This is a genomic window from Streptomyces spectabilis (genome assembly GCF_008704795.1).
Lineage (GTDB): Bacteria > Actinomycetota > Actinomycetes > Streptomycetales > Streptomycetaceae > Streptomyces > Streptomyces spectabilis.
Genome location: NZ_CP023690.1, coordinates 9,530,520 through 9,548,490, shown reverse-complemented (window position 1 = coordinate 9,548,490; position 17,971 = coordinate 9,530,520). Strand labels below are relative to the sequence as shown.

Here is a 17,971-nt window from a genome sequence, read left to right as displayed (position 1 = left end):
AGTTAGAACTTATTTTTCTTGCTCTTTGCAATGGTTCAGCGCGCGATCGCTCACCCGTTCCCCGCGCGTCGGAACAGGCCAGGTGGAGGCAGCCTCCGGGCACCGCCCACGGCCCTGATCGTTTCCGCCCGTGACCTGCCGTAAGGTACTGACGCCCCACCGCAAGAAGCACGAACACGGAGCAAGTACGCGTGTCACCCTCCCTCCAGCCGGTCCTCGACCGCATCGCTGACGAGATCCAGCGCCTGCCGGGCCGCGGCCGCCCGGCCGACTACATCCCGGCGCTCGCCTCCGCCGACCCCCGGCGGTTCGGGATGGCGGTCGCGGAGCTCGACGGCACGGTGTACGGCGTCGGGGACTGGCAGCAGCCCTTCTCCACCCAGTCGATCACCAAGGTCTTCACGCTCGCCCTCGATCTGAGCCTGGAGGGCGAGCTGCTGTGGGAGCACGTGGGCCGGGAGCCGTCGGGCAACCCCTTCAACTCGCTGGTGCAGCTGGAGTACGAGCACGGCATCCCGCGCAACCCCTTCATCAACGCCGGGGCCCTCGTCGTCACCGACCGGCTGCAGAGCCTGACCGGCGACGCGGCCGGGGTGCTGCGCGACTTCCTGCGCGCCGAGTCCGGGAACGACCGTCTCACCTTCGACGAGCACGTGGCCGACAGCGAGACCGAGCACGGCGACCGCAACGCCGCCCTGGCCCACTTCATGGCGTCGTACGGCAACATCGCCAACGCCGTGCCCGAGCTCCTCTCCCAGTACTTCCGCCAGTGCTCCGTCGAGGCGTCCTGCGGCGACCTCGCCCTGGCCGCCGGGTTCCTCGCCCGGCACGGCATACGGGCCGACGGCTCCACGCTGCTCACCCGCAGCCAGGCCAAGCAGGTCAACGCGGTCATGCTGACCTGCGGCACCTACGACGCCGCGGGTGACTTCGCCCACCGCGTGGGCCTGCCCGGCAAGAGCGGTGTGGGCGGCGGCATCATCGCCGTCGTGCCCGGGCGCTGCACCCTGTGCGTGTGGAGCCCCGGCCTCGACCAGCGCGGCAACTCCGTGGCGGGCGTCGCCGCGCTCGACCGCTTCACCACGCTCACCGGGCTCTCCGTGTTCTGAGGGCGGTGGTTCCGAGGGCGGTGCGGGCTCAGCGTCCGGCGTACGGCGCCCCGCGGTCGGCGCCCGTCAGACGCAGCTGGACCTGCACCTCCTGGTCGCCCGACGCCGTGCCCTGGGCCGCGGCGCTGAAGGCCCCTTCGAGCACCGCCCGCAGACGGCCGACCGCCGCCGGGCCGCCCTGCAGATCGGCGGTCACGGCGCCCGAGAGGAGCACCCCGGGCACCGGGCCCGGGGCCTGCGCGGCCAGGAAGGAACCCGTCCACACAGCGGGGCGGCTCGCCTCGGTCTGGCGTGGCGCGTCGTCCCCGCGGTCGCCGCGGAAGTGCGTGCACAGGGCTCCGAAGACCGCGTCCGCGTCGGCGGCCGAGCAGTCGCTCAGCACCACCTGCACCAGGTCGGGGGACGAGTCCTGCGCCTGCGGGCTCGGGGTGTCGTTCATGCTGTTCTCCAGAGGGTTCGCGGGTGGCTGTCGCGGCGTCACAGGTCGCGCAGCGCGGGCAGCAGTTCCTTCTCGGCCCAGTCGATGTACGGCAGCTGGTGGTCGCCGCCGACCTGGACGAGGGCGATCTCGGTGAAGCCCGCCTCCGCGTAGGGGCGGACGGCGTCGACGAACGTGTCGACGTCGGAGCCGCACGGGACCTGCCGCGCGATGTCCTCGCGCGTGACGTGCTGGGTGGCAGCGGCGAAGCCCGAGGGGCCGGGCAGCTCGGCATTGACCGGCCAGCCGCCCACGCTCCAGCGGAACTGCTCGTGGGCGCGGGCGATCGCCGCGTCCTTGTCGGGGTCGTAGCAGACGGGCAGCTGACCGATGCGGGGCTTGCCCCGGCCGCCGTGCCGGTCGAAGGATTCGAGCAGCTCGGCCTTCGGTTCGGTGGCGATGACCAGGTCGGCCTGGCGCCCGGCCAGGGCGCACGACAGCTCGCCGGAGACGGCCACCCCAATGGGCGGCAGCTCGTCCGGCACGTCCCACAGGCGCGCGTTCGTCACGTCGAAGTGGGCGCCCTGGTGATGCACATTGTCGCCGGTGAAGAGCTCCCGGATGATCTCCACGGCCTCCTCCAGCATCTCCAGGCGGATCTGCGGGGAGGGCCAGCCACCGCCGACCACGTGCTCGTTGAGGTTCTCGCCGCTGCCGAGGCCCAGCCGGAAGCGGCCCTCGGACAGCAGCTGCATCGTGGCGGCCTTCTGCGCCACCACGGCGGGGTGGTAGCGCAGCGTCGGACAGGTCACGTACGTCATGAGCGGGATCCGCGAGGTCGCTTGCGCGGCCGCGCCGAGCACGCTCCACGCGTACGGCGAATGCCCCTGCTCCTCCAGCCACGGGAAGTAGTGGTCGGAGGTCACCGAGAAGTCGAACCCGGCGCCCTCCGCCGCGACCAGATGCTCGACGAGGGAGCGCGGCCCCGCTTGCTCGGTCATCATCGTGTAGCCGATTCGTACCATAATCTACGCTTTCGCCTTATCGGCCTGGCTGAAACCTGTGCGCACGACCGGTCGCCGGCGCACGGCTGCGCCCCGGGAGTCGGGGTACTGGGTACCGAGTGGCCCCCACAGTCCGAAGTAGGCGGGCCGGAGAGGTGGCGTCTGATGCGTACCGTGGGTGTGGAGGAAGAGCTGCTCCTGTTCGACCGTGCGAGTGGGGAGCCGCGGGCCCTGTCGACGGCCGTCCTGGCCCGCGCCGCCCGGGACACCGCCGAGAGACCCGGATCCGCCGAGGACGGGGGCGCGGACGGGGACGGGGACGGCGGCGCGCACGGCGCCAGGGACGACGGGGACGCCGACCACTCCGAGCACTCCGAGAACTCCGAGAACGACGCCTTCGAGGACGACGCCTTCGAGAAGGAGCTGCACGGCCACCAGATCGAATTCGCCACCCGGCCGCAGTCGGACATGGACAGCCTCTCCGCCGAGATCGTCCGGTGGCGGGCGGAGGCGGCCCGGCACGCCGGGGACGTCGGCGGCTCGGTGGCCGCGCTCGCCACCTCTCCCCTGCCCGCGAGCCCGTCCGTCAACGTGGGTGGCCGCTTCCAGTGGATGGAGGAGCAGTTCGGCCTCACCACCCAGGAGCAGCTGACCTGCGGCTGCCACGTCCACGTCTCGGTGGAGTCGGACGAAGAGGGCGTGGCCGTCGTGGACCGGATCCGGCCGTGGCTGGCGGCCCTCGTCGCGCTGAGCTCCAACTCGCCGTTCTGGCAGGGCAAGGACAGTCAGTACGCCAGCTACCGCAGCCGGGTGTGGGGACGCTGGCCGATGGCGGGCCCCACGGAGCTCTTCGGCTCGGCCGAGCGGTACGAGCAGCAGGTCAGCGACATGGTGACCACAGGGGCGCTGCGCGACCGGGGCATGATCTACTTCGACGCCCGGCTCTCCCACCGCTACCCCACCGTCGAGATCCGGGTGGCGGACGTCTGCCTGGACGCGGGCACCACGGTCCTGATCGCCGCGCTCGCCCGGGGCCTCGTCGAGACGGCCGCGCGGGAGTGGCGCGCGGGCACGCCGCCGCTGGGGCACGGCGTCAGCCTGCTGCGGCTCGCCGCGTGGCGGGCCGCGCGCTCCGGCCTGGACGACACTCTGCTCCATCCGCTGTCGATGCGCCCTGTCCCCTGCGCCGAGGTGGTGCGGGCCCTGCTCGACCACGTGAGCGACGCCCTCGCCGACAACGGCGACCTCGCCCTGGCCCGCGAGCGCACGGCACGACTCCTCGACCACGGCACCGGAGCCCGCGTCCAGCGAGACCTCTTCGCACGCACGGACAGCCTGAGCACCGTGATCACCGAGTGCGTACGCCGCACGCAGGCGCCACCCACCTGATCCCTGACGGCACCTGCCTGGGCATCGCCGTGGCGCTCGCCGCGACGGCGACGCCGGCCACGACGGCCCCGAGCGCGACAGCCACCGATAGGCCCCGGCTCGTCGATCACCGAGTTCCGCTGTGACTCAGTCAGATTTCTCGTACGGACTGCACTTCTCTATGTCCTCGGGGACTCTCTTGGATTGACGCGCAGCAGTGCTCCGAGTTTGCACTGATTCGCCGTTCGTGCTGCGGGCGCCCGAATCCCAGAGGCCGCTCCGTGTTTCCGGCGCCTGCCGCCCGCTCTTCTCGCCCTCTTCCTGGTCGGCCTTCTTGTTCTTCGCCATGACGCCTCCGGGTTCGGTGATCCCCCGGTTCAGTAGCTCACCGGTGCTTCATGGTCAGAACCTGACGTAGGCCGAACGGGTTACTCGCCAGCAAGGCGAGGGACGGCTTCATACGGGGTACGGCCTGAACTTGGTCTGGACCTCAGCCTGTTCATGAGGCATTTGGCACCCTGTCGTGTGACTCGGCGGATACGCATAGCCCATTCGGGCTATTGAAGACTAGGCGCAACCGGTGTGTTGGAGCAGCGGAGAACTGCGTAAAGATGGGTGGAGCGAGAGGCGCCAGCCCCGCCATCGAGCAACCCAACCCACCAGTCCAGGAGTTCCGCCATGCCCGAAAGCGCATCGTCGAGGCCGTTTCTCGAGATCCACATCGGTGGCTTTCACCTCGTGGTCCAACGCGTGCCGGTGCGCCTCCTCGCGGTCCTCGCGGCAGTGACATGCTCCGGCTTCACGGCCTGGTGGACTAGTCATTGATGCAGGGCGAGGCGGCCCGACGTCCGCACCGGGGCGGAGCCATGCACGGGGCTGTCACATCCCTCGCCTGTCAGCGCGGCGCGCCGGACATCCCTGTCAAGTGATTCCGCTGACCATTCAGCGCGTCCCCGGGTGGCTAGTCGCCGTCGTCACCACGGCGGGCGGTGCCGCGGGGACATGGTGGGCGCAGCGGTAGACCCCATGTGATCCCCGGGCGGCCGGGCCCACTCCCCTCTCGGTCCAGCACGAACCGGCAGGTAGGTGGACCGCCGCGCTCGCGGCACGCCGGGACGGTGGTCCGTCGCCCGGGCGCGCCCCATGATCCTCTCCACGCTCACCCGTACGTCAATCCGTCGTAACCCACGCCGCCTTGGATGACCGCGCCGGTGCTTTGAGCCGGTTCCGTTCCCACCCCCACAGGGAGAGACTCCGTGCCCCACTCCACCCCGCGCACCGCCCTGGGCATCACCGTGGCGCTCGCCGCCACGGCGACGCTGGCCGCGACGGCCCCGAGCGCGTCGGCCGCCGACACGCCCCGGCTCAAGGTGCTCACGTACAACGCCTTCCTGTTCAGCAAGACGCTGTACCCGAACTGGGGGCAGGACCACCGGGCCAAGGAGATCCCGGCCGCCGGCTTCTTCCGGGGGAACGACGTCGTCGTGGTGCAGGAGGCGTTCGACAACTCCGCGTCCGACGCCCTGCAGAAGAACGCCTCGGCGCAGTACCCGCACCAGACGCCGGTGATGGGCCGCGGCAAGTCCGGGTGGGACGCCACGGGGGGCGCGTACTCGGCGCTGACGCCGGAGGACGGTGGCGTGACGGTCCTGAGCAAGTGGCCGATCGTGCGCAAGGAGCAGTACGTCTACAAGGACGCCTGCGGCGCGGACTACCACTCCAACAAGGGATTCGTGTACGCCGTCCTGGCGGTGAACGGCGCGAAGGTGCACGTGGTCGGCACCCACGCGCAGTCCACGGACCCGGGCTGCGGGGCGGGCGAGGCGGCTGCGACGCGCGCCAAGCAGTTCAAGGAGGTGGACGCGTTCCTCGACGCCAAGCGCATACCGGCGAACGAACAGGTGCTGGTCGCGGGCGACTTCAACGTGGACTCGCGCAGCACGGAGTACGCCTCGATGCTCGCCGACGCCGGTCTGGCGCCCGCGGACGAGCGGACCGGGCACCCGTACTCCTTCGACACGCGGGACAATTCGATCGCATCGGAGCGCTATCCGAGCGACCCGCGCGAGGACCTCGACCACGTCCTGCACCGCCAGGGGCACGCCCGTCCTGCGGGGTGGAAGAACGAGGTGGTCAAGGAGCAGAGCGCCCCCTGGACGGTGTCGAGCTGGGGCAAGCAGTACACGTACACCAATCTCTCCGACCACTATCCGGTGGTGGGCGGCTGACGGACGCGCCCGTCGGGGTCACCCGGTGCCCGCCCACGCGTCGGCCCCGAAGGTGCCCTTGACGTCGGAGGCGAGGGTGGCGGCGTTCACCCTCGCCTCCAGGGCGTAGACGGTGGTCTTGCGCGGGCCGCGGACGGTGAGGCGGACGGGGCTGTCTCCGGGGTGGGCGGCCAGGATCCGTTTGAGGCCGGCCACGGACCGCTCGGTGACGCGGTGGGCGGGCAGGGCGAGCAGGACGGGCGGCCTGCCGCCGTGCTCGGCGGAGGACACGTCGAGCACGGTGAGCTCGCGGCCGAAGACGTTGAGGGTGCCGTCGCGGTCCTCGGCCCTGCCCCGGACGGAGATGACGTTGTCCTCGGTCAGGGCGTGCTGGACCAGCTGGTAGGCGGCGGGGAAGAAGAGGACCTCCACGCTCGCGTCGCGGTCGGCGAGCTGGACGACGGCCCAGGCGTTGCCCTGCTTGGTCACCTTGCGCTGGATGCCGGTGATCAGGCCGGAGAGCCGGACCTCGCCGCCGGTGCGGCCGGAGGCGAGGAGTTCGGCGATGGAGCGGTCCCGGGCGCCGGTGAGGATGTGCTCGGCGCCGTCGAGCGGGTGGGCGGAGACGTAGAGGCCGAGCATCTCGCGCTCGGTCGCCAGGAGCTGTCCGCGCGGCCACTCCGTCGCGTCGAGGGGGAAGTCGAGACCGAAGGCCGGTGTGTCGGCGTCCTGCGGGCCGCCGAGGTGCGCGAACAGGTCGTCCTGGCCGAAGGCCGCCGCCTTCTTCACCGGGGTGATCGCGTCGATGGCGTCCTCGTGGACGGCTGTCAGGCCCTTGCGCGAGTGCCCGAGCGAGTCGAAGGCCCCGGCCTTGATCAGGGATTCCACCGCCCGTTTGGGCAGCGCGGGCAGGTCGGCCTTGTCGAGGAAGTCGGGGAAGGAGGTGAACTTCCCCTTGCGGCGGCGGGCGTCGACGACGGCCTCGATGACGCTGTCGCCGACGTTGCGCACGGAGCGCAGGCCGAACCGGACGTCGTCGCCGATCGCGGTGAACTCCGCGAGGGACTCGTTCACGTCGGGCTGGAGGACCCGGACGCCGTTCTTGCGGGCGTCGGCCAGATAGACCGCGGCCTTGTCCTTGTCGTCGCCGACCGAGGTGAGCAGGGCGGCCATGTACTCGGCCGGGTAGTTCGCCTTGAGGTAGGCGGTCCAGTACGACACGAGGCCGTATCCGGCGGTGTGGGACTTGTTGAAGGCGTAGCCGGAGAACGGCAGCATCACGTCCCAGAGGGCCTTGACGGCCTCGTCGGAGTAGCCGTTCGCGCGCATGCCGCCGTGGAACTTCTCCCACTCGGCGGCGAGCACCTCGGGCTTCTTCTTGCCCATCGCGCGGCGCAGCATGTCGGCGCCGCCCAGGGTGTACCCGGCGAGCTGGCGGGCGATGGCCATGATCTGTTCCTGGAAGATCAGCAGGTGGTGGGTGGAGCCGAGGATCGGGTCGAGGGCCTCCTTCAGCTCGGGGTGGATCGGGGCGGGTTCCTGCTTGCCGTTCTGCCGCAGCGCGTAGTTGGTGTGGGCGTTGGCGGCCATGGGGCCGGGCCGGTACAGGGCGTTGGCGGCCGCGATGTCCTCGAAGCGGGTGGGTGCCATCAGCTTGAGCAGGGCCCGCATGCCGCCGCCGTCGAGCTGGAACACGCCGAAGGTGTTGCCCTCGGCGAGCAGCCGGTACGTCCTCGCGTCGTCGAGGGGGATCACGACGGTGTCCGGGTCGCCGTCGCCCGGGTCGACGGTGGCCAGGCGGACTCCGCGGTTCTCCCGGATGTTGGCGAGGGCCTGGTCGATGACGCCGAGGTTCCGCAGGCCCAGGAAGTCCATCTTGATCAGGCCCATCGCCTCGCACGACGGGTAGTCGAAGCCGGTGATCTTCGCGCCGTCGGCGGCGCGCATGTGCAGCGGGATCCGGTCGGTGAGGCGCGTCTTGGACAGGATCACGGCGGCGGCGTGCACGCCGGTGCCGCGGGTGAGGCCCTCCACGCCGCGCGCGGTGTCGATGACCCGCTTGACGTCCGGATCCGCCTCGTACAGCTGCCGGAGCTCCCCGGCCTCCGCGTAGCGCGGGTGCGCGGGGTCGAAGACGGCGGCCAGCGGGGCGGGCTTGCCGTTCTGGTCGGGCGGGAGCGCCTTGGTGATGCGCTCGCCGTGGGCGTAGGGGTAGCCGAGGATGCGCGAGGAGTCCTTGATCGCGTTCTTCGCCTTGATGGTGCCGAAGGTGTTCACGAAGGCGGTGTACTCGTCGCCGTACTTCTCGGTGACGTAGCGGACCATGCGGTCGCGTCGGCGGTCGTCGAAGTCGAGGTCGACGTCCGGCGGGTTGATGCGCTCGGGGTTCAGGAACCGCTCGAAGAGCAGGCCGTGTTCCAGCGGGCACAGCTCGGTGATGCGCGTCGCGTAGGCGACGAGGGAGCCGGTCGCCGAGCCGCGGCCGGGTCCGATGGGGATCCCGTTGTCGCGGGCGTAGCGGCAGATGTCGGCGACGACGAGGAAGTACGCGCTGAACCCCATGGGGCCGATGACCGACATCTCGGTCTCGAAGCGGTCGAGGACGTGTGCGGGGACCGGGTCGCCGTAGCGCAGGATGAGCCCCTTGCGGACCTCCTCGCGCAGCCACGACTCCTGGGTGTGGCCCTCGGGGACGTCCGGGAAGCGCGGCATCTCGTCGACGTGGTCGAAGACTTCGTCGTAGGGCTCGACGCGCTCGGCGATCAGCAGGGTGTTGTCGCAGGCCTGTGGGAGCTCCGAGAACAGCGCGCGCATCTGGGCGGCGCTCTTGAGGTAGTAGCCGGAGCCGTTGAAGCGGAAGCGCCTCGGGTCGTCCTTGTTCTTGCCGACGCCGATGCACAGCAGGTTGTCGTGGGCGTCGGCCTGGTCCTCGGTGACGTAGTGCGCGTCGTTGGTGGCGAGCAGGGGGATGCCGAGTTCGTCGGCCAGGCGCAGCAGTCCGGCGCGCACCTCGCGTTCGATGTCCAGGCCGTGGTCCATCAGCTCCAGGAAGTAGTTCTCGCGGCCGAAGAGGTCCTGCCAGGCCGCGGCGGCGGTCTTCGCCTCGTCGTACTGGTCGAGGCGCAGGCGCGTCTGGATCTCGCCGGAGGGGCAGCCTGTGGTGGCGATGATGCCGTCGGGGCGTTCGGCGATCAGCTCGCGGTCCATGCGCGGCTTGCCCGCGGGGAACTGGCCCTCGTAGCTGGCCCGGGTGCTGAGCCGGAAGAGGTTGCGCAGCCCTTGGGCGTTGCGGGCCCACATGGTCATGTGGGTGAAGCGGCCGCCGCCGGAGACGTCCTTGGAGCCCTCGCCGTCGTGACCGACGGCTCGGCGGCCGCCCGGCCCCCAGAACTCCTGCTTGCGCGCGAAGCGTGACGAGGGCGCCATGTACGCCTCGACGCCGATGATCGGCCGCACGCCGTCGAAGTCCTTCGCCACCTGCGCGAACTCGTAGGCGCCGAACATGTTCCCGTGGTCGCTCATGGCGATGGCGGGCATCCGCTGCCGGGCCACCTCGGCGAACATGGGCCGCAGCTTCTGGGCGCCGTCCAGCATCGAGTACTCGGTGTGGTTGTGCAGATGGACGAAGGAGTCGGACACGGGTGCGTCACCTCCGGGGTGAGGGGCGGGGCGCCGCCGGGCCGGGGCATGCGCAGCACGCTCGCGACCGGCCGGTTCGGGCAACCATTCGTTGACCGGCGCCGTCAAGGCGCCATCAAAGCGAGCGTCCACGCCTCCGATCAAACAACCTGCTCCCCAGCGAGCCACAACCATGTGTTGTGTCAGTAGGCTGCGCGGTGTGGATCTCAACTCCGTACGCACCTTCGTCGCCGCCGCGGATGCCGGGCAGTTCCAGAAGGCCGCCGTCGATCTGTCGCTCACCCAGCAGGCCGTCTCCAAGCGTGTCGCCGCGCTCGAGGAGGAGCTCGGCGTGCGCCTGTTCGCCCGTACTCCGCGCGGGGCCCGGCTCACCATCGACGGGCAGGCGTTCCTGCCGCACGCCCGGGCGCTGCTCCTGGCCGAGGAGCGGGCCGCCGCGTCCGTGCGCCCGGGGCGGCGCGCCCTGCGCGTGGACGTGGTCGGCCGCCGCGTCGCGACCGCGGGTCTGGTGCGCGACTTCCACCGCGCGCACCCGGACGTGGAGCTCGACGTCGTCACGCTCTACGGCGCCGACGCGGCCGTCGAGGCCCTCGCGTCCGGCACCATCGACGCCACGTTCCGGGCCGTGACCATGCCGGGCCGGCAACTGCCGGACGGCATCAGGGCGGTGCCCGTCCTCGACGAGCCGCTGCGCCTGTTCACCGGGCCCGCCCACCCGTTCGCGTCCGCCCCGTCGGTCAGGCTCGCCGACCTCGCCGGGCACCGTATCTGGATGCCCGGCAACGCCCCCGGGACCGAGTGGGCGGCGTACTACGACGCGCTCGCCGAGGCCTTCGGCCTGTCCATCGACGCGATCGGCCCCGACTTCGGCGTCGAGGCCCTCCTCGACACGATCGTGGACTCCACGACCCTCGCGACCTTCCTGAGCGAGCGCACTCCCCTCGTCTGGCCGGTGGGCCACGACCTGCGGCTCGTGCCCCTTCGCGACCCGACGCCGGTCTACCCGCACTCCCTGCTCTGGCGCGCCGACAACCCGCACCCGGCCCTGGCCACGCTGCGCGACCACCTCGTCTCCGCGCACCCGGACGCGCCGGATGCCGACGTCTGGAAGCCGGAGTGGGCCCGCTGACGGCGCCTCGTGGCCCTGCGGTCTGCCTACGATCGGCGCATGGCCCTCTTCCGCATCGTCCGCACCACGCCGCTGAGCGCCGACGAGGCGTGGCTGCGCCTGACGGACTGGGAGCGGCACGGGCAGGTCATGCCCCTGACCAGGGTCACGGTCTCCGGGGCGGCGGGCGGCGTGGGCGCCCTGCTGACCGCGCGGTCCGGGGTGGGGCCGCTGGCGTTCGAGGATCTGATGGAGGTCGTGGTCTGGCGGCCGCCGCGGGGACGGCACGGGGCCTGCCGCCTGGTCAAGCGCGGCACCTTCGTCACCGGCTGGGCCGAGATAGAGGTGGGCCCTCGCAGCGACAGCGGGGGCGCGCGGGTCGTCTGGCGTGAGGAGCTGCGGGTCCGGTGGCTGCCGCGGGCGCTGGATCCCGTGGTGGCGCGGTCGGCGTCGTGGCTGTTCGGGCGGGCCGTCGACGCGCTCCTCGCCGGGCGTTGACTCAGTGGCCGAGGGCCGGGGGCCGGTCAGTCGGCGGGCTTCTCCCACACCGAGACATGGCTTGTGCTCTCGCTGGTGAAGGGCTTGCGGTGCCAGTCCTCCCAGCGGTCGCGCAGCCGCAGTCCGGCGAGCCGCGCCATCAGGTCGAGCTCGGCGGGCCACACGTACCGGAACGGAACCGCGCGGTGCTCGGCGCGGCCGTCGACGATCGTCACGTAGTGCGAGCTCATCGACTGCGTGGCGACGTCGTAGGTGTCGAAGGCCCACTGCGTGGAGCTGATGTGGAACGGTACGGCGGTCTGGCCGGGCGGCAGGAGCCGCAGGTCGGGCACGCCGACCTCGATCACGAAGCTGCCGCCGGGGCGCAGATGGGCCGCGGCGTTGTGGAAGCAGGCCACCTGGGCGTCCTGCGTGGTCAGGTTGTTGATCGTGTTGAAGACGAGATAAACGACGGAGGCCGAGCTCGCGTCCGCCACGTGGGTCGAGGCGAAGTCGCCGATGGTCACGCCGACGGCGTCGCCGCCCGGCTTGTCCCGCAGCCGGGACGCCATGGCCCGGGACATCTCGATGCCGTGCACCGGGACGCCGCGCCGCGACAGCGGCAGGGCGATGCGGCCCGTGCCGACGCCGAACTCCAGCGCCTGTCCGTCCCCCGCCAGCGCGGCGAGGACGTCGACGACCGGGTCCACCGCCTCCGGGCGGAACATGTCCGCCGACGACTCGTCGTAGGTGGCGGCGACCTCTTCCGCGAAGTGTCCGTCCTCATGGGGCATGCCGGGACGGTAGCGCCCGGGGCTCCGGTGACGCACAGGGTTTTCCGCCGCACGGGATGCGGATCGGTCGGTGCGCGGTGAACCTGGAGACAGGGGCGACAGCGCAAGGAGACATCCCATGTCTGTGATGGACAAGCTCAAGCAGATGCTGAAGGGCCACGAGGACAAGGCGGGCCAGGGCATCGACAAGGCGGGAGACTTCGTCGACGACAAGACGCAGGGCAAGTACAGCAGCCAGGTCGACACCGCCCAGGAGAAGCTCAAGGGGCAGCTGGGCGGCGACCAGGGGCAGCAGAACCCGCCGCAGTCCTGATCGAGGCACCGAGTGGTCCGGGCCCCGGCCCGGGCCACGGGGACGGCACGTGACCCGGCCGCTCGGCGCTAGTCGCGACCGGCCGGGGCGCGCGTGTGCGCGGTCCTGGCGAGCTTCGGGCCCAGCCAGCGCTTGAACCGGCGCAGCGCGTCGACCTGTCCGACGGCCTTGTCGAGGCCGTAGTAGAGCTGCGGCGGGACGTACGGCAGCAGTGGCGAGTGGCGCTGGCCGAGCAGGGCGAACATGCGGTGCGGGGGCAGGTTGATGTACCGCGGCAGGTTCTCGTACCACTGGGCGCTGTGGCGGGCCGCGCTCTGGACGGGCAGGAGGGCGGCCTCGCGCTCCCGCTGGTAGGCGGCGAGCGCTCCCGGGAGCGTGGGGTGAGCGCGCAGGGCCGCGGCGAGGGCGATGGCGTCCTCCAGGGCGAGGGTGGTGCCCGCGCCGATGGAGTAGTGCGTGGTGTGCGCGGCGTCGCCGAGGAGTACGACGTTGTCGCGGTACCAGCGCTGGTTGGTGAGGGTCTGGAAGGTCAGCCACTGGGTCCGGCCGTCGCTGGTGGAGCGGCCGATCAGCGGGTGCCCGTCCAGGAGGCGCTCGAAGAGCTTGCCGAGGAGGGTCAGGCCTTCGGCCTCGTCCGCGCGGTCGAGGCCGAGCCCGGTCCAGGTCTCCGGGGCGCACTCGACGACGCAGGTGCTGCCCTCGGCGCCGTAGCCGTACGCGTAGCACCAGATCCAGCCGTGCTCGGTCTCCACGAAGGCGAAGGTGAAGGCGTCGAAGACCTTGGGGGTGCCGAGCCAGATGTACGGGTTGCGCCCGGCGGTGACGCGCGTGCCGTGGTGGTCCGCGCTCCGGCCGCGCAGCGTGCTGTGCAGGCCGTCACCGGCGACGACCAGGTCGGCGTCGGCGGGCAGTTCGTCGGCCGTCATCTCGTGGCCGAACTCCAGGCGGACGCCGAGGGACCGGGCCCGTGCGGCGAGGAGTTCGAGGAGCCGGTGGCGGCCGATGCCGAAGCCCTCGTCGCCGCGGTGGCGTGTGCTCCGGTCCCCCACGTGTGCGACGCCGTCGCACCAGCGGACGGAGGCCTCCTCGACGGCGCGCGCGGACTCGGGGTCGTGCGCGTGGAGTTTGTCGAGGAGCCCGCGCCAGTACGTGACGCCCCAGCCGTAGGTGGAGCCCTCCGCGTTGCGCTCGTGGACGGTGATCTCGGTGGACGGGTCCTGCCGTTTCAGCAGGATGGAGAGATAGAGACCGGCGGGCCCGCCTCCGACGCAGGTGACCTTCACGCACACCTCTGCAAGTTGCTCACGATGACCATGCGATGACAGAGAGTAGCAGCAGAGGTGGTGGTTTCCCGACGCGCTGCGGTGGGGCCCGGCCTGCTCGGCCGGGCCGGTTTCCTACAGCTTGAAGTCGATCCGGCCCAGGAGGCCGACGGTCAGGTCGAAGTAGTCGGCGTGCACCAGGCGCCTGGCGGCCGGTAGGGGGGTGCCGTTGACGGTGACCGTGTCGGTCGCCGTGTCCTTGTCGGTGCGGTAGAGCTCGTGCTCCTGGACGAGCAGCCGGTAGAGGGTGAGGGGTTGACCGGTGGGGGCCGTGATGCCGCCGGACCAGGCGAAGCCCGTGCCGTCGGCGCGGCAGGCCAGGTCCGCCGGGGTGCCCAGTTGCTTCCAGTCCATGTCGTCGTCGCCCAGGCTCGCCCGGGTCTGGAGGGTGAGGGTGACCCGGCGGCACGCGGCCGCGGCGGCGGTGCCCGTGCCGCTGATCTCGCCCAGTTCGTTGTACGTGGCCGGGCCGGTGAGGGCGACCGTGAGCTGGGTGCCCTCGCGCCGCCCGGTGAGCGTGCGCGGCGGCAGGAGCTGCGCGAACTCCGCCCGCTCCACCTTCGACAGGTGCAGCGGGTCGATCGCGTACGGCTGGTAGCGGGCGAGCGCGAGGCGCAGATACGGGAAGTAGGCGGTGGCACCGCCGCTGCCGAAGTCCACGTCGATGTCGACGTACCAGAGCTTGCGTCCCTTGTCGTACGACGGGGTGAAGGCCGCGGCGTCGACCAGGACCGGGGCCGTGTCGGGTGAGCCGGGCAGGCGCAGACCGGTCGGGCGCTTCTCGGCGTTCGGGAAGTGCGTGGCCTGCGGGCGCGGCAGGACCGTGGTGTCGGACCAGACCGGGTCGACGCCCCAGCGGGTGGCGAGGGTGTCGGGCAGGCCAGTGCCCGTGTCGAGCACCACGGCGAGCATCTCGTCGTCGCCCGAGGAGTACCAGGGGCGGTTCAGATGGACGCGCAGGCCCGCGGGGCGGCGGCGCTGGGTGACGGCCGCCCGCTGCTGGTCGACGCTGCGGTCGTGGCGCAGGGTCGGCACGACGTAGGCGACGGCGGGTGGTTCGGGCCTGCGGGAGCTGGGCACCGGCAGGGGGGCCGCGGTCGGGCCGAGGCGGGTGACCTTGGCGCGGTCGTCGGTGAGGCTGGGGTGGAAGTACTCGCGGAAGCGGGTGACGGCGGTCGGCGTGTACAGGACGTTGCGGTGCCGGGTGTCGCCGAACTCGTGGGTGCGGGTGACCCGTTCCTCGTCGTCGGTGTAGCCGAGGGTGATGTCCTCCAGCTGCTTGTGTCCGGCGACGCGGGTGGGCCCGGCCTGGGTGACGTCGTCGAGCCACTCGCTCCAGCGGGCGTCCACCTCGACGTGGCCGGTGCTCTCGGCGTGGCTGGTGACCTGGAGGGTGATGTCGGCCGCGGTCCGCTCGGCCACCCGGGACGCGGCGAGTTCGGCCAGGCGCGGTGGCTCGACGGGCTTCTCCACCGCGTGCACCAGCGTGATCTCCGTCCACGGCGTGAGCATCCAGTTCTCGCCGTCGGCGGTGGCCCGGGTGAGGAACGCCCGGTCCTCGTCGCGCAGGTCCTGCCAGAAGGCGGACTCGGTGAGCAGCCCCCACTGGCGCAGCAGGGGGAGCTTCCGCGGGTCCAGATAGCAGCTCAGGCGGACCGTGGCGATCTCGCCCTTGGGCAGGTACACCTCCAGGACGCGCTGGGTGAGACCGACCCAGTGGGGTTCGCCGCTGCCTTCCTTGATCCGGATCCGGAAGGGCTCGGCCTGCGGCCAGGAGCCGGGGAAGGGGATCTTGCGGTTCTCCCGGTCGCCGGGAAGGCCGCGCAGCATGACGCCCTCGGCGAGGACGTCCGGGAGGTACGGCAGGAGCAGTTGGTGGGTGTCGTGCACGATGAACTCACCCCGCTTCAGCCCGGCGCCGCGGCGTGCGAGGGGCAGCGGGGTGACGGGCAGCGGGTCGTGCACGTCGTGCTTGGCGACGCGGATGGAGCCCTCGAGCAGCAGGTCGCGCTGGAGGTGCGGCCAGTGCGGGTCGCGTACGACGGTGTCCAGGAAGGACCCGGACTCGCGGGAGGCGGCGGCGAAGTACTCCTCGCGCACCCGGTCGGGTCTGCCCGCGCCGAAGGCGGCGTCGAACACACCGTGTTCCTCGGCCATCTGCAGGGCCGTCTTCGGCGGTGCCACGTGCCGTTCCGCGATCGGCTTGTACTGGCGGTCGAGGCCGTCGACGTCGGAGCGCGCCTTGTGGTCGGGGACGTTGGAGCGCCACAGGACGTACTCGTCGGGCGAGATGTGGCGGCCGTCGTCGGTGACGGTGCTGCGGATGACCAGGCGCTCGGCGGACTCGCCTTCGTTGAACGGCAGGAGCGGCACCACCACGGGCTGCGGGACAGGCTCCCAGCGGCCGTAGGTGAGGGCGTCGGACTGGACGGCCTCGGGTGTGCTCGCCGTGTGCTCGAGGCTGTTCCCCGCGAGGTCGACGACGCGGGCGCGCATGCGGTACGTGCGGCCGAAGCGCAGCGCGGGCAGCGAGCCGGGCTCCGCCGTGAACCTGGTCTCCAGGGGCACGTCCGGCGACACGGGCGGGGCGGGTGCCTCCGGCTCGTCGTCGAGGCCGATGGTGCGGCCCGGGCGGGGCGCGGCCAGGCTCCAGCCGTGCCAGCCGAAGACGGCCTGGTGGCCGTAGACGTCCTCGGCGCCGACGGACTGGGCGGTCACGGCGCTGGCGCGCACCAGGCCCTCGTCGGGGCGGACCTGGAGGGGCACGGGCTGCTGTCCGGGCCACCGGATCGTGTAGCGGCCGCGGCGGCGCAGCAGCGACTGCCACTGGCGGACGGCGCCGGTGGCCGGGTCGACGGTGCCGATGTCCACGCGGTAGCCGCGCACCAGGCTCTCGGCCGTCAGATGGATCTTCCCGGTGCCGGCGCGGCGCTTGAAGTCGGTGCCGATCTGCCCCGCTAGGTGCCGGTCGCGGTCGGTGTGCAGCAGGGTGATGCCACCGCCGCGGGCGGCCGGGGTGGCGGTGCCCGCGACCTGGTAGGCGACCGATCCGGGGCTCGCCGGCACCTCGCGGTCGTACAGGACCGCGATGGTGCGGGCGTAGTCGAGGTGCTTCAGGACCGCGGCGTCCACGTCCAGTTCGGTGAGGTGCCAGGTGTCGGGAGCGCCGAGGTTCAGCATCCCGCCGGTGATCAGGCCCTCGGTTTCGACTCCCGCTTCGAAGACGCTGCCCCGCACGAGCCGGATCTTCGTCCAGGGGCAGCGCGCGTCGGCGTTGAGGACGTCGGCGCCGGGGACGCCGCTGTCGAACCGCACCCGGACGGAGGCGCCGTCGGGCACGCCCGCGGGCAGGGTGAACTTCCGGTCGACGACGAGGCCGAACCTGCGCTGCAGCTCCGGATAGTCGCCGAGCAGGCCGCACGCCTCGTGGAAGTCGACGCGGTGCGTTTCCTCATCCTCCGACGCGGCCTGGGGCGTCGGCTTGGGCCGGTCGTAGAACAGGGCGGTCTCGGCCAGGGGCAGCATGTGCTGGTGCGCGGTCTGGTGGTACACGTCGGTCGTACGGTCCATGAAGCGCGGGGTGAAGTCGTCCGCGGCGGCACGCGGGTCGTCGCTGTGCGGGTTGAGCGCCGCCTTCACCGCCTCGTAGCCCTTCGCCATGTCCCGGCCGATGGTGAGGACCTGTGTGCTGATGATGTCGGGCATCAGATACAGGGCGGGCATCTCCCAGCCCCGGTGGTCCGTCGGGGGCTCCTCGCACAGGGCGCGCTCCTGGCGGGCCCATTCGCCGCCCAGGCGGCTGCGCGTCGTGGTCACCGCGACGGCCTGGTACACGCCGGTGACCTCGTCGTGCACCATCTTGCCGGGGAAGGAGCGCAGCGTCTTCGGTGCCTCGGCGGCGAGCGCGGCCGCCTGCGTCGGCGCTTTCACCAGGGTGGTGTCCTTGAACAGGGCCTGCCACACGTCGAGGTCGGCCGCGGGGTAGCGGCCGGTCGGCTCGTGCTGGGTGACGTAGGTGTGTTCGGGGGTGTCGAACTCGAACGTCAGACCGGACAGCAGGGTGGTGAGCCGCTCGGGCCATCTGATGAACGCGTCGGACTGGCCGAGTCGGCTGATGTCGGTCAGGTTCGGGGTGACGAGGACGGACACGCGTACGGTGTCACCCTCGATGACACCGTCGGGCAGGACGGTCCATCGGATGCTGTCCACCAT

General features: G+C 71.6%; 13 protein-coding genes. 6 read left to right on the top strand and 7 right to left on the bottom strand.

Annotated elements, in window-relative coordinates; translation table 11 throughout:
* The first annotated feature begins 191 nt into the window (after positions 1-191).
* Complete coding sequence (locus CP982_RS40480; protein WP_150515059.1) at positions 192-1,109, top strand: glutaminase; 918 nt, start codon at positions 192-194, stop codon at positions 1,107-1,109.
* A gap of 28 nt (positions 1,110-1,137) precedes the next feature.
* Here CP982_RS40480 and CP982_RS40475 read toward each other — a convergent pair whose 3' ends face one another.
* Complete coding sequence (locus tag CP982_RS40475) at positions 1,138-1,548, bottom strand: hypothetical protein (RefSeq protein WP_150515058.1); 411 nt, start codon at positions 1,546-1,548, stop codon at positions 1,138-1,140.
* 38 nt (positions 1,549-1,586) lie between these two features.
* A complete protein-coding gene (locus tag CP982_RS40470; RefSeq protein WP_150515057.1) occupies positions 1,587-2,552 on the bottom strand; it encodes an LLM class F420-dependent oxidoreductase in 966 nt (321 codons plus the stop codon).
* Between the two features lie 144 nt (positions 2,553-2,696).
* Between CP982_RS40470 and CP982_RS40465 the strand changes: the two genes are divergently transcribed.
* Positions 2,697-3,920: a glutamate--cysteine ligase gene (locus tag CP982_RS40465; protein WP_150515056.1), complete on the top strand. Its 1,224-nt coding sequence runs from the start codon at positions 2,697-2,699 to the stop codon at positions 3,918-3,920.
* 126 nt (positions 3,921-4,046) lie between these two features.
* Here CP982_RS40465 and CP982_RS40460 read toward each other — a convergent pair whose 3' ends face one another.
* Positions 4,047-4,247 (bottom strand): hypothetical protein, encoded by a 201-nt coding sequence (locus CP982_RS40460; protein ID WP_150515055.1) that lies wholly within the window; start codon positions 4,245-4,247, stop codon positions 4,047-4,049.
* Positions 4,248-5,155: 908 nt separating this feature from the next.
* On the opposite strand from CP982_RS40460, the gene sph reads away from it, so the two are divergent.
* On the top strand, positions 5,156-6,127 hold the full coding sequence (sph, locus tag CP982_RS40455; RefSeq protein WP_150515054.1) for a sphingomyelin phosphodiesterase: 972 nt from the start codon (positions 5,156-5,158) through the stop codon (positions 6,125-6,127).
* Between the two features lie 18 nt (positions 6,128-6,145).
* Here sph and dnaE read toward each other — a convergent pair whose 3' ends face one another.
* The gene (gene dnaE, locus CP982_RS40450; protein ID WP_170316601.1) at positions 6,146-9,745 is read right to left on the bottom strand and encodes a DNA polymerase III subunit alpha; all 3,600 of its coding nucleotides are present in this window, start codon (positions 9,743-9,745) and stop codon (positions 6,146-6,148) included.
* A 199-nt stretch (positions 9,746-9,944) separates the two neighbouring features.
* On the opposite strand from dnaE, the gene CP982_RS40445 reads away from it, so the two are divergent.
* Together CP982_RS40445 and CP982_RS42270 are read left to right on the top strand one after the other, a co-directional pair.
* Positions 9,945-10,874, top strand: coding sequence for a LysR family transcriptional regulator (locus CP982_RS40445; RefSeq protein ID WP_150515052.1), 930 nt, complete (start codon positions 9,945-9,947; stop codon positions 10,872-10,874).
* A gap of 39 nt (positions 10,875-10,913) precedes the next feature.
* Positions 10,914-11,351: an SRPBCC family protein gene (locus CP982_RS42270; RefSeq protein ID WP_184924912.1), complete on the top strand. Its 438-nt coding sequence runs from the start codon at positions 10,914-10,916 to the stop codon at positions 11,349-11,351.
* 26 nt (positions 11,352-11,377) lie between these two features.
* On the opposite strand, the gene CP982_RS40435 is transcribed toward CP982_RS42270, so the two are convergent.
* Positions 11,378-12,124: a class I SAM-dependent DNA methyltransferase gene (locus CP982_RS40435; RefSeq protein WP_150515051.1), complete on the bottom strand. Its 747-nt coding sequence runs from the start codon at positions 12,122-12,124 to the stop codon at positions 11,378-11,380.
* Between the two features lie 118 nt (positions 12,125-12,242).
* Between CP982_RS40435 and CP982_RS40430 the strand changes: the two genes are divergently transcribed.
* Positions 12,243-12,437, top strand: a complete 195-nt coding sequence (locus CP982_RS40430) for an antitoxin (RefSeq protein WP_150515050.1) — start codon at positions 12,243-12,245, stop codon at positions 12,435-12,437.
* Between the two features lie 68 nt (positions 12,438-12,505).
* Here the strand turns inward: CP982_RS40430 and CP982_RS40425 are convergent, their stop codons facing one another.
* Positions 12,506-13,720 (bottom strand): FAD-dependent monooxygenase, encoded by a 1,215-nt coding sequence (locus tag CP982_RS40425; protein ID WP_184924909.1) that lies wholly within the window; start codon positions 13,718-13,720, stop codon positions 12,506-12,508.
* Positions 13,721-13,834: 114 nt separating this feature from the next.
* A complete protein-coding gene (locus tag CP982_RS40420) occupies positions 13,835-17,971 on the bottom strand; it encodes a hypothetical protein (RefSeq protein WP_150515048.1) in 4,137 nt (1,378 codons plus the stop codon).

Bases quoted from the DNA above. Each gene is read 5' to 3' on its own strand.
- CP982_RS40475 (WP_150515058.1), bottom strand. From the start codon at position 1,548: ATGAACGACACCCCGAGCCCGCAGGCGCAGGACTCGTCCCCCGACCTG.
- CP982_RS40470 (WP_150515057.1), bottom strand. From the start codon at position 2,552: ATGGTACGAATCGGCTACACGATGATGACCGAGCAAGCGGGGCCGCGC.
- CP982_RS40465 (WP_150515056.1), top strand. From the start codon at position 2,697: ATGCGTACCGTGGGTGTGGAGGAAGAGCTGCTCCTGTTCGACCGTGCG.
- CP982_RS40460 (WP_150515055.1), bottom strand. From the start codon at position 4,247: ATGGCGAAGAACAAGAAGGCCGACCAGGAAGAGGGCGAGAAGAGCGGG.
- CP982_RS42270 (WP_184924912.1), top strand. From the start codon at position 10,914: ATGGCCCTCTTCCGCATCGTCCGCACCACGCCGCTGAGCGCCGACGAG.
- CP982_RS40435 (WP_150515051.1), bottom strand. From the start codon at position 12,124: ATGCCCCATGAGGACGGACACTTCGCGGAAGAGGTCGCCGCCACCTAC.
- CP982_RS40430 (WP_150515050.1), top strand. From the start codon at position 12,243: ATGTCTGTGATGGACAAGCTCAAGCAGATGCTGAAGGGCCACGAGGAC.
- CP982_RS40420 (WP_150515048.1), bottom strand. From the start codon at position 17,971: ATGGTGGACAGCATCCGATGGACCGTCCTGCCCGACGGTGTCATCGAG.